The organism is Brevibacillus sp. JB24b, from assembly GCF_051713385.1.
Taxonomy (GTDB): Bacteria; Bacillota; Bacilli; order Brevibacillales; family Brevibacillaceae; genus Brevibacillus_B; species Brevibacillus_B laterosporus.
The window spans coordinates 268,257-284,274 of record NZ_JBNVQV010000001.1 but is presented as its reverse complement, the minus strand read 5'-3'; the positions used below and the strand labels follow the sequence as shown (position 1 = coordinate 284,274).

The 16,018-nt window shown below is 40.0% G+C and carries 12 protein-coding genes and 1 pseudogene; 7 read left to right on the top strand and 6 right to left on the bottom strand.

Annotated features, from left to right (window positions below; genetic code table 11):
- Nucleotides 1-150 precede the first annotated feature (150 nt).
- Nucleotides 151-1,143, top strand: a complete 993-nt coding sequence (locus tag ACQV1I_RS01505) for a hypothetical protein (RefSeq protein ID WP_116334999.1) — start codon at nucleotides 151-153, stop codon at nucleotides 1,141-1,143.
- A 94-nt stretch (nucleotides 1,144-1,237) separates the two neighbouring features.
- On the opposite strand, the pseudogene ACQV1I_RS01500 reads toward ACQV1I_RS01505, so the two are convergent.
- Both ACQV1I_RS01500 and ACQV1I_RS01495 read right to left on the bottom strand, forming a co-directional pair.
- A pseudogene (locus tag ACQV1I_RS01500) lies at nucleotides 1,238-1,342 on the bottom strand (DinB family protein); the annotation flags it as partial.
- Nucleotides 1,343-1,371: 29 nt separating this feature from the next.
- A complete protein-coding gene (locus tag ACQV1I_RS01495) occupies nucleotides 1,372-3,396 on the bottom strand; it encodes a molybdopterin-containing oxidoreductase family protein (protein ID WP_116334998.1) in 2,025 nt (674 codons plus the stop codon).
- A gap of 211 nt (nucleotides 3,397-3,607) precedes the next feature.
- On the opposite strand from ACQV1I_RS01495, the gene ACQV1I_RS01490 reads away from it, so the two are divergent.
- The 4 genes from ACQV1I_RS01490 (at nucleotide 3,608) to ACQV1I_RS01475 (ending at nucleotide 9,746) form a co-directional block, all read left to right on the top strand.
- Nucleotides 3,608-5,692, top strand: coding sequence for a TerD family protein (locus ACQV1I_RS01490; protein ID WP_201747438.1), 2,085 nt, complete (start codon nucleotides 3,608-3,610; stop codon nucleotides 5,690-5,692).
- A 238-nt stretch (nucleotides 5,693-5,930) separates the two neighbouring features.
- Nucleotides 5,931-8,201 carry an anaerobic ribonucleoside triphosphate reductase gene (locus ACQV1I_RS01485; protein ID WP_116334996.1) on the top strand — a complete coding sequence of 757 codons (2,271 nt, stop codon included), beginning with the start codon at nucleotides 5,931-5,933 and terminating at the stop codon, nucleotides 8,199-8,201.
- An 8-nt stretch (nucleotides 8,202-8,209) separates the two neighbouring features.
- The gene (gene nrdG, locus ACQV1I_RS01480) at nucleotides 8,210-8,710 is read left to right on the top strand and encodes an anaerobic ribonucleoside-triphosphate reductase activating protein (protein WP_116335033.1); all 501 of its coding nucleotides are present in this window, start codon (nucleotides 8,210-8,212) and stop codon (nucleotides 8,708-8,710) included.
- Between the two features lie 85 nt (nucleotides 8,711-8,795).
- On the top strand, nucleotides 8,796-9,746 hold the full coding sequence (locus tag ACQV1I_RS01475) for an acetamidase/formamidase family protein (protein ID WP_116334995.1): 951 nt from the start codon (nucleotides 8,796-8,798) through the stop codon (nucleotides 9,744-9,746).
- Nucleotides 9,747-9,824: 78 nt separating this feature from the next.
- On the opposite strand, the gene ACQV1I_RS01470 is transcribed toward ACQV1I_RS01475, so the two are convergent.
- The 3 genes from ACQV1I_RS01470 to ACQV1I_RS01460 all read right to left on the bottom strand — a co-directional run bounded on the left by ACQV1I_RS01470 (nucleotide 9,825) and on the right by ACQV1I_RS01460 (nucleotide 13,424).
- Entirely contained in the window at nucleotides 9,825-10,973 is a 1,149-nt protein-coding gene (locus ACQV1I_RS01470) for a cation:proton antiporter (RefSeq protein WP_116334994.1), read from the bottom strand.
- A 340-nt stretch (nucleotides 10,974-11,313) separates the two neighbouring features.
- Entirely contained in the window at nucleotides 11,314-12,522 is a 1,209-nt protein-coding gene (locus tag ACQV1I_RS01465) for an MDR family MFS transporter (RefSeq protein WP_116334993.1), read from the bottom strand.
- Complete coding sequence (locus ACQV1I_RS01460; protein ID WP_094701165.1) at nucleotides 12,522-13,424, bottom strand: ArsR family transcriptional regulator; 903 nt, start codon at nucleotides 13,422-13,424, stop codon at nucleotides 12,522-12,524. The genes ACQV1I_RS01465 and ACQV1I_RS01460 overlap by 1 nt, the downstream gene beginning before the upstream one ends.
- A 443-nt stretch (nucleotides 13,425-13,867) precedes the next feature.
- On the opposite strand from ACQV1I_RS01460, the gene ACQV1I_RS01455 reads away from it, so the two are divergent.
- Nucleotides 13,868-14,449, top strand: a complete 582-nt coding sequence (locus ACQV1I_RS01455) for a TetR/AcrR family transcriptional regulator (protein WP_116334992.1) — start codon at nucleotides 13,868-13,870, stop codon at nucleotides 14,447-14,449.
- 82 nt (nucleotides 14,450-14,531) lie between these two features.
- Here the strand turns inward: ACQV1I_RS01455 and ACQV1I_RS01450 are convergent, their stop codons facing one another.
- A complete protein-coding gene (locus ACQV1I_RS01450; RefSeq protein ID WP_161555122.1) occupies nucleotides 14,532-14,660 on the bottom strand; it encodes a DUF418 domain-containing protein in 129 nt (42 codons plus the stop codon).
- Between the two features lie 267 nt (nucleotides 14,661-14,927).
- Between ACQV1I_RS01450 and ACQV1I_RS01445 the strand changes: the two genes are divergently transcribed.
- Nucleotides 14,928-16,016 carry a DUF418 domain-containing protein gene (locus ACQV1I_RS01445; protein ID WP_116334990.1) on the top strand — a complete coding sequence of 363 codons (1,089 nt, stop codon included), beginning with the start codon at nucleotides 14,928-14,930 and terminating at the stop codon, nucleotides 16,014-16,016.
- Nucleotides 16,017-16,018: the final 2 nt, after the last annotated feature.

The window sequence follows — 16,018 nt, the reverse complement described above, 5'->3', positions numbered from 1 at the left end:
TTCTCAACATTTTTGAGTTATATGTAGTATAGCAAAGCTGGTTATATATTTGAAACCAATTGACATACTGTATCGTCTGATATCATATAGATATTTTTTACATAAATTACTAATTGACAAAATAATAACAATAGATGCGGAGTGGTTCCTATGAAATATTCAGGATATCTGGTGCTTAGCTCAGTGTTAGCCGTTGGATTAGTAACAGGCTGTGGAAATACTTCAACAGGCTCCCCCCCGGCACAAGGAGAAACCACACCTCAGACAAGTACTAACCAGAAGAATCAACAAAATGCGGAACAAGACGCAATAAAACAAATGCAGGAGATCGCATCGCAAACGAAAGAGCCTGCTGAATTAATCGCCTACTTGGATAAGACTATCAAAAACGTAAAAAGTGAAACTGCCGATCAACTATTCGTGATTCTGGATGAATATTATGCCACTCACCTGATTGGATTGAATGAAAACTTTTCGAAATTATTAGCGGAAAATAACAATGCTCAAAAGCTATATGAGATCGGATTCCCTGTAGATGTGACGAAAATGAAAGATGAGCCTTTAAAGAAATACATGCAGGATAAATTTGCTGGCAAGCTAGCCTTAACAAATAACGAGGGAGATCTATATTGGGTGGTAGATTATGATGCCTTGAAGCAATACTCGAGCTATTTCACTGGCGACCTGAAGGCGTACATGGAGTTACAATGGGACGAATACAATAAACCCATTTCAAGAGATGGTCGTTTAATTATTACACGTCAAGAGCTGGGAGAACGCATCGTAAAAGTAGAAAAGTACTTAACCACCTATCATAACGGAATCAAGAAAACAGATGTTAGGAATCTATATCAAACCTATTTACAAGAATATCTCAGCAACTATCGTTACGATGCCATTGATGAAAAAACAATGAAGCTGTTGCCAGAGGTAAAAAAATCGTACGAACAATTCATAAAAGCTCATAGTGATACCAAGACCACAAGCATCATTACGGAGTATGTACAGATTATAAACAAAAACAAAGATGTGATTTACGAACATGGAAAAGCAGATGAGAGTATCATCGGTGACGCTAAACCAGACATCTCTAAGTTTTGGGGCTCGTTACCGCAAAAGGTTGAGCAATTGTTCGGAGCATAACAACAAACAGGCTGAAGAAGTCTACTCACGTCTCCTTCAGCCTGTTTTACTTTTACTAATGTAAAATCTTTCGTTATTCTGTTTCCGTTTGTTTTCATTCATACAGATAAAAAATATAATCGGAAGAAACCCCAGAACAGCCTAATTGACGTAGCATAACAGTCAGGTTTCCCCGATGATAGGTTCCGTGATTGACAATAATCCATTCATATCCATCCCCCATGCCCCCTATCCTATTTTCACTGCCTCTACAAAATTGGTGTAATACGTTGCTCCGCCGCCCAGATCAGTTAATGCTTCTGAGGTAGTTACATTCACATTCTTTTGCCATAAATTAATAGGGGTAACTAGCACACCTGCACCCACTTTTTCACTGATTTTAGCTGGGAGGATGATCTCTCCACGATTATTATATACTTTCACTTGGTCTCCCTCTTCAATCCCCCGTGAAAGTGCGTCCTGAGGATTCATATAGAGGACCGGCTCTTTTTCCCGCTTTTTTAGTGTCTCTACATTTCCAAAGCTGGAATTTAAGAAATGCTTTGATTTCACCGTCAAAAAGTGTAGGGGATATTGCTCAGGATTCTCCTCCGTTTGCTCAAGCGGTGTGTAATTAACCAACGGCTCCAAACCTAGCTCTTTCATTTGCGGAGCAAGCGCTTCGACCTTCTTACTTGGAGTTAGGAAGCCATGCTGAAAAGGAAAGAAATGCTCCCCTTCAAACGCTATTTTCTGATATTTCTTTTCCTTAAGCGTCTCATACGTGATTCCTTTAAGAAACGGGTGGGTAGAGTCCAAAGCCTGCCTAATTAAATCCTCATCACTATCTGTAAAGCAGTCTTCCGTATATCCCATCGCCTCCGCTAACAAACGAAATGTCTCCGTATTAGACTTGGCTTCTCCTAAGGGCGCAATAGAAGGCTCATTTAACTGAACGTATAAATGCCAATAGGAGGTATGAATATCCAGATGCTCCAGAGTTGTGGTCGCAGGCAATATAATATCTGCATAACGGCAGGTTTCTGTCATATGTTGCTCATGGACTACTGTAAACAAATCGTCCCGCAGTAACCCTTCCGTAACTTTATTAGCGTCAGGAGTCACTAAAGCTGGATTACTGTTGTAGACATAAAGAGCCTTTACTGGGTTGTCTTGCTGCAATAGAGCGGAGCCTAGTTGCGCACAGTTTATTTCCCGCGGAGTTCCCTCATACACATCCGTTCGATACAGATTCTCATAATTAATTCCATCATCCATATTAGCAAGTAGAAAGCCTCCACCTAGCTCTTGCCAGGCGCCTGTTAATGCTGGAAGTACTGCCAACGTACGAATGATTTCTCCCCCAGTTGTATGGCGCTGCGGACCAAATCCACAGCGAATAAGGGAAGCTTTAGTACTTGCATATAACTGAGTAAATTCAATGATCTCTTGCTCAGAAAGCCCCGTAATGCTAGCTACATGTGCTGGTGTATATGGTTTTACTCGCTCTTTTAGCTCATCAAAGCCTTGTAGATAATTGGCAATGTATGCATGGTCTAGCTGATCGTTATGAATTAATAAATGAATCATACCCAGTGCAAGAGCGCTATCTGTCCCTGGTTTGATTTGCAAATGAATATCTGCCTTTTCTGCCGTCTCATGCCTATACGGATCGATGACCACCAAGACTGCACCGTTCTTCCGTGCTTCCTCCATAATCGGAAACTGATGGACGTTCGTATGAATCGTATTGGTGCCCCATGCGATAATCAAGCGAGAGTGCACCATATCCTCTGGATCAACACCAAGTCGCGCTCCATATACAGAGTGTAGAGCCGCTGAGGCAGCAGATGCACATAAAGTACGTGCCAAACGAGAAGCACCCATTTTGCCAAAAAAGCGTCGGTCCATACTACCGTAATTAATCAGCCCCATGGTACCAGCATAACTATAAGGTAATACAGCCTCAGCTCCATATTGACGTATGGTTTCCTTAAATTTATCTGTAATGAGCTGGATGGCTTCCTCCCACGAAATTTGTTCAAAGACTCCTTCGCCTTTTTTACCGCTTCTTTTCATTGGATATAAAATCCGCTCCGGATGATACACCCGCTCCAAATAATTATTGACCTTTATGCACAGAAAGCCTTTGGTTACAGGGTGTTCTTTGTTACCGCGAATTTTTACTGCTTTCCCCGATTCATCCACAGTCACTGTCATACTACAGGTGTCCCAGCAGTCGTGGGGGCAGATATTGGTATGCTCTTTGGTCATGGCTTCTCCTCCTTACTACTTCTCTTTTCTACTGTTTTTCATTTTATTTACAGGCTTTTGTTTCTATACTATAATGATTGAATAATCTTTACCTTTCAAAATATACCCTTTAAAAATAATAAAAAGGATATAAAATCAGGCTATAGTGCTCCTTCCTTCTACAACTAATGGATATTAGGGGCACTGCTCTCCTGATTTTTTTACTATGCCAATGAAAAATTCTATCTATCTAAGACGAAAATGTAAGCTACTTGTGCCTACTGGAATCAGTCATTTACCTCTTCCTTACCTAGCTACCGCCTTAAAAAACATGGAGCGTCTCGGCTACACCTTCTCCCAACCATTGATCGAACGGTTGCAAACCCTATCTATCGAAGATTTTACTACTTTCTTTCAACAACTAGAAGAGGATGTAAAGCAACTCGTCGGGGATCATGTAAGATACCGTCCGATGTACCAAAATTTCCCCCAACAACTAATGGAAGAAAGTCAAGCAAGCCTATACGTGAACGCCATTATTCACTATCTCACCCTTTCCCTTCCTATTGAAGAAGTAAAGAAACGCCTTCCATTGCTTGATCGTAGCCAGTTAACTGTTATTGGACTTGGGTATGAAGAGGAATTAGAACAAATCTTCTGGAATCTTGTACAATCCAAAACCTCTCTGTCAGAAACTGACAAGGATGATCTCAGCTTCTTTATACAAGAATATCAGGTTTTGGATCGTCTTGTGCAGTTAGATATTCCGTTAAAAGAAAATATTGCTCTGGTAGCAGGCTTACTATTCACATCTAGTAAAATGTCCCCTGGCTTTTTTTCTAAACATATCAAGACAGCAACAGATGTCTTACGGGTAGCCACAGCCTTATCTGGTGGTAATATCAGTCTATCTCGTACTACACCATTCCGTAAATTTACACGTGCCCAAAGACGTTTTATCTTGGGATTATTAGAGAATTGCCATGCCCTTGAAGAAGACATGCTACGCTATAAGAATCGCTGGATTCGATTAGGGGAAATTTTACACCCTACTGAATACAAGCAACGTTTCCCTCGGTGTGCTGATGCATTTTATCTGATTCGAAACAACCAAAAAATCGAGACATTTAACAGTAAAGTAGAGCAAGCTCTATTACATAGACAGCTACCGGAAGCAATCGAGCTACTGTCCACTAGACCGGGCGAATTGGCACGCCGTCTCGATCACATGATACGTCTCAGTGCGGATTGGCAACCAATCGTTTTTGCTTTTGAACAGGTGGTAGATCAGGTTTCTTCTCCCGTTTTATTGCAGGTGATGACGCATTTTGCTAACCGTCACATTCCACAAGTCATTCGTACATTTTTCCCAAAAGGAAATGTAGCTAAAGTTCAAGTGAGCGCTGATACATTGGCTCCTCTTACTAAGGAAATCGGGGAATCAATCACATCCATCTGTCAAAAAGAATTCATACACCGATTTTCTCAACTGCCACCGCTGGGCTATGTATATATCGATGAACGATTACGTCATTATACTGTTCCCTTCTCCCAACGCTCAGCTCAGAAGGCTCTTTGTACGATTACGCGAGGTTCTAAGCTTGATTTACCAGCAGGAGATACCATTCGCTTTTTTACATGGTGGCGAGAAGGCGTTGTGAATCAAATTCCGACAGATCGAGTGGATGTTGATTTATCTGCTGTGATGTATGATCACAACTGGAATGATTTAGAACACATTTCCTATACCAATCTAGTCTCAGCTTCCTTTAAGGCCTACCATAGTGGGGATATTACTACTGCTCCACAAGGTGCCTGCGAGTTTATTGATATCGATTTATCTGCTGCTACAAAAGCAGGGGCTCGTTATATTTCTATGTCTCTGCATTCCTTTACCAGTCACCCTTACTGTGATCTTCCTGAATGCTTTGCTGGCTGGATGATGCGACAGCACCCTAATTCTGGTGAAATCTTTGAACCCTCTACCGTTCAAAATAAGATCGATATCACTGCTGACACAACGATTTGCATTCCCGTTATTATTGATGTAGAGACTCGCCAGGTCATCTGGACCGATCTAGCTCTTACTACTGAGCTAATATATTCCAATAACGTTGAAAATAATCGAAACAGCATGCTGCTCATGGGAAAGGCCATGACCAATCTAATTAAGCCTAATTTATATGACCTGTTTTTATTGCACGCCTTAGCCAGAGGAACACTTGTCGACAGTCCTGATCGCGCCCAATCCGTCTTCTCTGTAAATAGCGGGGTAACACCATTTGACACCGACAAAATCATGTCAGATTATTTATAGCGTATGTAGCTTGATGCTGTAGTCACAGTACCGTCATTTGACACATACGATATATTGATGTAATTTGTAATTCGTAGACTATATATAGTACGTATAACCACATTTACGGAAGCATTTTCTCTTATTTATGAGGGAATGCTTCTTACATTTTGAGTGCATGAGTACCATTTTCTACCATAACAAACTTATTTTCAGCTTACACATCAAGGTTTTTTTACATTACAGGAGGCTTTTTTTCATGCTTATAACGAAACGCGATGGTCGTCAAGAAATCTTTCAGTTAGAAAAATTAATCACAACAATTACCCAAGCCTGCTTACCTGCAATGGGCACAGTAAACGTGGCACTTAGTGAAGAGATTGCCCTGTGTATCCAGGAACAACTTAAACAGCAACTACGTATGCATCAACTCACCGCAGAGCAACAGCAACATAACTACATAAATCCAATATCTACACAGACAATTCACGAGTTAATTATTGCACAGTTATGTGAAAAGGATCACAATGATATTTCTCATTTCTTTTCTACCTACCGTCAACAACGTGATCGCCTTCGTTTGCAGCAAAGTGAGCTATACAACATTAGTGAAGCTGTCATCGGCCTACAGGATATGGATTTACTACGGGAAAACGCGAATGTAAACGGTGAATCATTCAGCGGAAAAATGAGTAAAATGGGCTCTGAATATGCAAAATGGCATGTGAAACAATACGTTTTGCCTAACGAGCTACGTGAAGCGATCGATCATAATTATGTCTATGTACATGATTTGGACCAATATGCAATCGGCACAACCAATTGCATTTTCATTCCTTTTGATCGCCTACTAGCTGAGGGCTTTAATACAGGGAACGGGTCAGTCCGCACCCCACAAAGTATTATGACGGCCATGGCTCTAGTCGCAATTATCTTTCAATCGCAGCAGAACAGCCAATTCGGCGGTGTTTCTGCTAACAAGATTGACTGGGATCTCGCTCCCTATGTTCGGAAATCATTCGTCAAACACATGAAAAAAGGGCTCCATTATTTTAACGAGGGTTCCGATCTTACTCTATCCGCCTTGTCTGATGATCATCTTTATATGGATAACGAAAAACTAAAGCAAGACTTTCCCAAAAGCTATACCTATGCTTTTGAAGAAACAGTTTCAGAGACCCATCAGGCGGCTGAATCTCTTATCCATAATCTAAATACGATGAGCAGTCGAGCCGGGGGACAAATTCCTTTTACTTCTCTTAATTATGGGATGTGTACTTCTACAGAGGGGCGTTTGGTATCACATGCGTTATTACAGGCAACAAGTAATGGCTTAGGAAATGGAGAAACACCTATTTTTCCACAGCATATTTTTCAATGCAAAACAGGAATTAACCAGTCAAAAGGTGATCCAAACTACGATCTGTTCCAAAAAGCAATTGAATGCTCCAGCAAACGCCTCTATCCTAACTTTGTCAACGTAGATGCGACCTTCAATCTCATATACTATCGTGAGGATGATCCGAATACGATTATTGCTACAATGGGATGTCGGACAAGATCAATATCAGATCGTTTTGGGCGAAATTATAGTAGCGGAAAGGGAAATCTTTCGTTTAATACGATCAATCTTGTAAAATTGGGTATCGAATATGGGATTTGCCAAAACCAACGCGAACAAGCAGACATAGCCGGCTTCTATAAGGCCCTACAAAGCTATATGGATGTAGCTATCAGTGGCTTGATTCATCGCTTTGGTATCCAAGCAAAACAACCGGCCAAAGCATCGGATTTCATGATGCGTGAAGGTGTCTGGGAGGGAGGTAAAGACCTGCATCCCGATCAAGAAGTAGCCGATTTAATTAAGCATGGTAGTCTAGCTGTAGGTTTTATCGGGTTGGCAGAATGCATGAATGCTCTCTATGGCAAACACCACGGGGAAGATACTGAAGTATACAAGCGTGCTCTCTCTGTCATTTCATTCATGCGCCAATACTGTGATGACATGAGCGAAAAATATAATCTAAACATTACATTATTCGCTACTCCCGCTGAAGGCTTATCAGGTAAATTTACGAAAGCTGATCAAAAAAACTACGGTAAGCTTACGGGGATTACTGACCGTGAATACTATACGAATTCCTTTCACATTCCCGTCTACTATTCTCTATCAGCTTTTCAAAAAATTAAACTTGAGGCACCTTTTCACGAGCTATGCAACGCTGGGGCGATTACCTATATTGAGCTAGATGGAAATGCCCGACAAAATACAGTAGCTTTTCAACAGATTGTTCAGTACGCATTAAAAAGTAATGTAGGATATTTCTCTATTAATCATCCACTGGATCGCTGCCCAAGCTGCGGCTATGAAGGGATTATTGGCACGGAATGTCCGAACTGTGGAAGCAATGAAGACTCCGTTCACTTCCAACGTCTACGCCGCGTAACAGGCTATATTACAGGAGATTATACGCAACGTTTTAATTCTGCAAAACAAGCTGAGGTTCTGGATCGGGTGAAGCACAAGTGAATCCATCCATGCACATCTGCGAATATCGAAGGGAAAGTATTACCGAAGGCATCGGATTGCGAGCGGTCGTGTTTGTGAGCGGCTGCCGTCACGCTTGCCATGGTTGCTTTAATCCTGAATCGTGGGACTTCAGCTACGGACAACCTTTTACACTAGCGCTCCAACAAGAGGTGATTCAGGAGATTTCTGATAATCCATTATTACATGGTCTGACCTTATGTGGAGGAGACCCATTTTTCTCAGCAACTGCCTGCGCGTCCTTTATCACCAGCTTTCGCAAAGCTTGTCCAGATAAGACAGTCTGGGCATACACTGGATTTACCTTTGAAGCATTGCTCATGTTAGATGAACAACGTCAGCTATTGGAGCTATGTGATGTCATTATTGACGGTAAATTTAAAGCTGAACAAAAGGACACCTCCTTGCGCTTTCGCGGAAGTCGTAATCAGCGAATCATTGATGTGAGGAAAAGTCTTGCAGTAGGCTCCGTTATCGAATGGACGGGATAGCAATAATTAAATCTATACCTTTTACCTCCTCAGTATTATCCTAATAGAAAGCGATTGTAATAATCTACCAAGGAGGTAATTGGATATGGCTACATATACCATCCAGCCAAAACGATCGACTCTGCATGGCTCTTTCAGCAGAGAGGCCACCCCTATCCTGACAATCCATTCTGGTGACACTGTTCGATTTGAGACGCTTGATGCAGATTGGAACGCAGGCCCTGAACAGATAGACGGAAAAAGAATAGAGTTTTGTACTCGCGAACATCCTCAGGATAGCGGACATGCCTTGATCGGTCCCTTGTACATTTCCGAAGCCAAGGCTGGACAAAGCTTAGCGATACATATTAATGAATTGCGCGTAGGCACATGGGGCTGGAGTGTAGGTGGCGGATTTACCAGTGCCGTAAATAACCGTCTAGGGATGGAGGAAGGAGAAGGGTATGGTTTAGTCTGGGAATTAGATGCGGCTAACCTGATAGGAACTAGCAATAAAGGACATAAAATTCGCCTCCACCCTTTTATGGGGGTGTTGGGTATGCCGCCAGACGAATCAGGTATTCATTCGACGATTCCTCCTCGCTTCTGTGGTGGCAACATAGATTGTAAAGAGCTAGTACCCGGAAGTACTCTATACTTGCCAATCCCTGTAGATGGTGGGCTTTTATCGGTAGGAGATGGACATGCAGCCCAAGGCGATGGTGAAGTATCTGGCCTTGCCATAGAGTGTCCGATGGAGTTGGTTGACCTCACTTTTACAGTAGAAGATCGAGCACTTTCTTTCCCAAGAGCACAAACACCAACTGGTAAAATCACGTTTGGTTTCCATAAGGATTTACACGAAGCCTCTATGATTGCACTGGAGGGTATGATTGATTGGATGCAGGAGCTATATGGCTACGAACGAAAAGAAGCATTAAATCTAGCCAGCCTTATCGTTGATTTACGCATAACCCAACTGGTCAACGATGTTGTAGGTGTTCATGCCGTGTTAGAGAATGATAGACTTGTTGATATACATGAAAAATTGAAATGAGCATGGATTAGCTGACTTCTCTGCTCCTGATAAAAAAAGGGTGCCAACTATCATAGTCAGCACCCTTTTACCTACTATTTAAGCATTTTGTTTGTTCCCTCTAGGATTACTCAAAAACACCTTCATCATCATTGGTGTCACAATTGTCGTAATCAATACTACAACTACAATAACCGCAAACATATCACTACTTAGCAGGTTTGATTCAAGACCCATTGCCGCGATGATAAGTGCTACTTCCCCGCGTGATACCATGGCTGCACCAACACCAAGGGAGCTTCTCCACTTAAATCCTGCTAATCTTGCTCCGATCGCAGAACCGATGAGCTTTGTTAGGATCGCTACCACACTCAAACCAAGGATTAACCAGATGTTCTGTGTGATTTCCATAAATTCAGCCGTTACTCCAATCGACGTAAAAAACACAGGGACGAAAATAGAGTAACTGATCGTTTCTACCTTTTCAAACACTTCATGCTTATGTTTCGTTAGACTTATCGCAACACCTGCGATATAAGCACCAATGATACCAGCAACACCTGCATACTCAGCTACGTAAGCATACACAAAACAAATGATGAGACCTGCTGAAATCACTGCCTCTGAAACACGAAGCGGGGCAAATTTATTTAAAACCCATGGAACCACCTTCCATGCTAAAAGAATAGCTACTACAAAGAAAGCTACCTTTTTCAAGACAACTTCTCCTAGATTGATGTCCCCACCTGCAAAGCTCATAACAAAAGCCAAGGCAATAATAACAAGGACATCATCAATAACAGCAGCCCCTAGAATTGTTGTTCCTTCACGTGATTTTAATTTCCCCATTTCTTTCAATGTTTGAACAGAAATACTTACGCTAGTTGCAGAAAGTAACAAACCAAGGAAAATAGATTCAATTGCAGATAGCTGTAGATAAATACCCACTAGATAGCCACATGCGAACGGAAAAATAATTCCCGCAATACCTACAAATGTTGAAGCCTTACCAGTACGTTTGAATTCCTCCGTATCGGTTTCAAGTCCTGCAATAAACATCAATAAGATAACACCGATTTGACTCAATTCCTGAAGAATGTCTGTATTCGTTACTACCCCAAGCATAGTAGGCCCTAATACAATACCAATAAGGAGCTTTCCTAATACGGAAGGCTGACCTAATTTAACACTGATATCTCCAGCGATCTTTGAAGCTAGCAAGATGATTGCTAATTGAAAAACAAGCATAGTTCCCCACCTCTTTTATGTTTATATCTTGAGCACACCAAGGGAAAAAAATACAAAAGGAGCCCATCAACCGTAGCTAAAAAAAGACATAGCAAAGCTGCGGTGGCAGGCTCCTCCAAAAAACAGATATTCTGTTTATCAAACACATTTTTGTTTCCCGATTGAGTTATACGCACTATCTCAAAAAAGGTTTCAAAATTAACTACATTTCTATAATCTTACATATGTTTTATTTTAGATATAAAACTTCAAATCCAAACTAATTATTATACTAGAAAAAAGAACCTGACAAAACACAGTGGTTATAACCTGAGTCCTGTTCGGTTCTTTCATTTTCGATCTATTCATGAAGAGAGGCAGACTTACCTTGTTCTTTTAAGCGAATTCCCCAGACATAAAAGATAATACTAACAAGAGATAAAAGAGCTAGAAATAGGAACATAGTAAGTCCATTAAACTGTGACAAAATCATCCCTGATAAGCCTGGACCGATAAATGAACCTAGTGCAGTAAAGCTAACTGCTCCAAAATAAGTTCCTCGAATATGATCCGGAGTAATTTCATCAATGATCGCATATTCAGCAGGTATCAAAAAGATTTCACCTATAGTAAAAATAATCATTGAAAGTAAAAAGGACGTAAAGCTCAGCGAGAAAGCAAAGCCAACGATGCCGACAAAAAATAATGAAGTCCCGATCACAATGGATTGCAAGGAGGTCCTTTTTTCCATGAGGCGCAGGATAGGGACGCTTAGGATAATGATAACAATCGCATGAGCAGACCATAGAACCCCTAAGAATGTAATGGCACTCTTTACATCTGCGTAAAAATATTGAGAAAGAGTCACAGAAAATTGACCATGCACGGTTGTCGCTAACAATCCGCCCAGTAGGAATAAGAACAATATTTTATCTCTACCCATTGCTTTCATCGATGCTCGGAAGGTCACCTTCTCTTGTTGTGCAGAAATGGATGTAACCTTATATTTTGCAAATAAAAGATGTAATACAAGGCTGTAGAGTAAAAATACAGCACAAGAAATATAGAATGGAAGCGTACTAGTTGCTTGTAAGCCCAGAACTGTGCCTAATAATGGACCAATAGCAAATCCCAAATTTCCGCAAAAATATTTCATTGAAAAGGCGCGAAGCCTCTTCCCACTTTCCGTAAGGTCAGCTATTAATGCCTTAGAACAAGGCTCAAAAAACGACATCGTAAAACCTCTACCTATTGTCACTAGCATCAGTATGCTAGGAAATGGGTGGAATGTTAATCCAATTAACATGATAGCTGAGAGAATCAAGGATGCCATCATGACCTTTTTCCTTCCGATTAAATCAGATAAAGTTCCTCCTAAAAATCCACCGAACATAGCTGCCAATGAACTAGAACCTATCAAAAAACCGATTTGGATAATGGAAAGATTAGTATGTTCTCCTAAATAAATAGCAAAATAAGGTATTATCATTCCATTTCCAATGTTCATTAATACTGACCCAATTAACATAAGCTTTACAACAGGATGGAACTCCTTCCATGCTTGTAGCATTATTTACTCTCCTTTATATAGGAAAGCAATCTATCCTGCATAGTCGTAAGCTGGTCTAAGCGAAGACTATAATTGATGACTCTCTCACTTGAGTGGTGGGCTCGAATCAGTCCTGCGCATCGAAGCATGCTTACATGATAATGAAGATTGCTTTTTGCTAATTGAGTTATTTCGGTTAGCTCCTTAAATGTTCGAGGTTTCTCATAAAGACTTTTTAAAATAAGAATCCGATTCTCATCCGACAAACTATTGAAAATTGTAATCGTTCTTTTCGAGATGTATGGCGAATTCCTTTCTAGCTCTATTGGGTAGAGGCAGGTTACGAATCCTTTATAATAATCGACTACACTTAGCGGTGCGTAATGATATTGAGGAACAAGCAAAAGCTTTTGAATATTTTCAGATTCAATTCTTATGCCATTTGTGCTGTGTTCCACAATATCAACAGGGTCCAGATTCTGCATTAATTCCCTTTTTTCATTTGCGTCATTTTCAAGAGCTTCCAATATAAAAGGATCTATATGCTTGAAATATTGCTCATTCCATTCGGTAAATAGATACACAAAATGCTCATGTAAATCAATCATATCCATAGGAATGACATCTACCCACGGTCGCATACAATCATACATTTCAGTTGTAGACAGCCGTTCAAACCACGTAATAAAATTCTCAGGTGTCCGTTCTCCAGGACATTTATGTATAAGCAGGCTAAATCGATGAAGAATCTCCATTCGTTTATCTTTCAGTGCTTCTTTAAAGGTAGGCTGTAATTTTTTATCTACCTCTTTCTTCCAACCGGACCCTAATTCGTATATTTTTAAACGATCCTTATTTACGTAATAATACAAACTTGTAACAAATTCATATACAGGTGCATAGTCCACTTCCAATTTGTACATGCTATCCTCACCCTTTAATTAGTTATAATTTTATAGAACAATTTTAGTTATAATTTTATAGAACTAATTATACACTGTCAATATTTATAAAAATCTACGTGTATATAGACATATAAAATCAATATGAAGGGTCAATTCTAGAGTTTGTCGGTTACTACGTAATTTCTACTATAAAATATAAAAAATGATTTCTGATTGTAGCCCCCTATTAGATTATTTCTAGTTAATAGGGGGCTGCGTTTTCGTGCTTCTATACATAAGAAAAACCGCAAAAATGACGGATTTTCATCGTATTTTCCACCTATTGTTTTCTTCTTCATTGCTCATGTAATGTAGGAAGACAAATTCATTTCCGATTGTGATACCATTTAGATATAGAATCAGATGAGTGCCTACCTCATTTCCTACACGAAATACTATTGGTTCATAAAGGAGCAATTATAATGAACAAAATTGATACCTATACAACAATTGTTGAAACTGCCTACAGGCTTTTTGCCGAAAATGGGTTTGAAAAAACTAGTTTAGCTATGATCGCAAAAGAAGTCGGGATTTCTAAACCAGCTATCTATTACTACTTTGAATCGAAAGAAGCACTCATCGACTTTCTCTTTGAAGAAATTTGCAAAAAAATTGATTTCCAAAAATCCTTTTCGATTGAAGCATACACAAAAGAAAATTTCCAAACTCAATTATTATCTGATGGCTTCCATATGATAGAAGCTCAAAAGGAAGATAAATATATTTCACTGATTTTCAACGAGTTTCTTTTACTTTCCACTCGCAATGAGAAATATCAGCAAAGATTACACCACGTCTTGGAGGGATTTCTTGCAGGATTCTCAGATTTATTAACAAAAGGAGCAGAATTAGGGATCGTATCAAGTAAGAACCTAAGTACTAAAGCCCATATTCTTACTATGGTGTTTGATAATATCGGGAACTACATGCTTATGGGCTTTGATTTAGATTATGAGGACATTTGGAGACAAGCTGTGCAAAGTGTTTTGGTAACTAAAGACTGATTGGTTATTTGTCCTAAAAGCAAAAATCATCTGGGGGATCAGGCGTTTTGCCACCCTTTTTATACAGTTGGCTTTGTATCAGTTAATGAGATGGGGACTTGTTAAATGGGGGCTTTTCCCCATATGTGAGGGGACGCCACAACCTCTTCACCGGCCCCATCTGAAAGTATTTGATCCAATTACTAAGGATTACTTGTATTTCAAATATCACAAAGTCCACACAACAGACCAGATCAGCCTAACTTCCCCATACAATCTCTCCTCGTACATTTTTATACACCATTCATCCTCCCGTTTTATGCCATTTATTTGGTCCCAGCTAAAAAGAATCTTGAAAATATTTCTACTTGTAGTGTATTGTTTACTTACCGGTAAGTAAACAAATGTTATTCATACTTTTTAAAAATTTCTACACGGATGGATGTTGAGGATTTTCATGTCCATCCGTAAAAATGAGATGAGAAAAGAGGAGTACGAAATGACTTCACCATCTACAAGAATTTTAGGATTTGATTTTGCAAGGGCTGGAGCTATCCTCGGTATGATCATCGTGAACTATTCTACCGTAATGAATGCTGGAACAAATGGACCCGATTGGTTAGTAGCGTTAACCAGCTTGTTTCAAGGAAGGGCATCCACCATCTTTGTGATTTTAGCAGGGATCGGTATTTCGCTCATGACGAAGAAAGCGAGAAGTTCCAACAACCCCGCTTTCATTAAACAAAGCCGATGTACCATTTGGAAACGCTCTCTGTTTTTATTTGTTTTAGGAATCCTTTTATACCTCTTTAGCTGGACAGGAGACATTTTGCATTATTATGGGGTCTACATGTTTTTGGGCTCATTTTTGATTGCTGTTTCCAGCAGGACATTACTTCTAGTTTTAGTAAGTATTCTCTTTACCTCCCAGCTTCTCCAGCTCGCTCTCAATTATTTGGTAGGCTGGGACCCTTTGCATCCAATGATCAATTATTTGGATTTCTGGACAATGGAAGGTTTTTTTAGAAATTTACTATTTAACGGTTACCATCCCGTATTCCCCTGGATATGCTTCTTTTTATTGGGAATGTGGCTAGGCAGACAAGATTTATTGGATAAAGACCATCGTAAAAAAATTCTCATCTGCTCTATCATAGTTGCTATGACAATGGAAGTGCTCTCCGCAATACTCAATAAACAGGTAGGATACATGCTCGGAACAGATACGGCTGGATACTTATTTTCAACTAATGCGTTTCCCCCCAATATTTTTTATTTTGTATCCGGTTCAAGTACATCTATTATTGTGATCCTGCTATGTGTGTACTTCACTGAACGGTTTTCTATCAACTGGTTTACCAAAACAATGGTTAGAACCGGGCAACTGGCGTTAACTCACTATGTGAGTCATGTGTTTATTGGCTTTAGTATCTTGCAATACATCGGTAGGCTAGAAAATCAAACCCTTGAATTTGCCGTCTCCTATTCCCTTGCTTTCTTTGTGATAACCGCGGTAATCTCATTCTTTTGGAAAGGCAAATATAGTAGAGGTCCACTTGAAAGTATCATGAGAAAATGCAGTGGGTAACC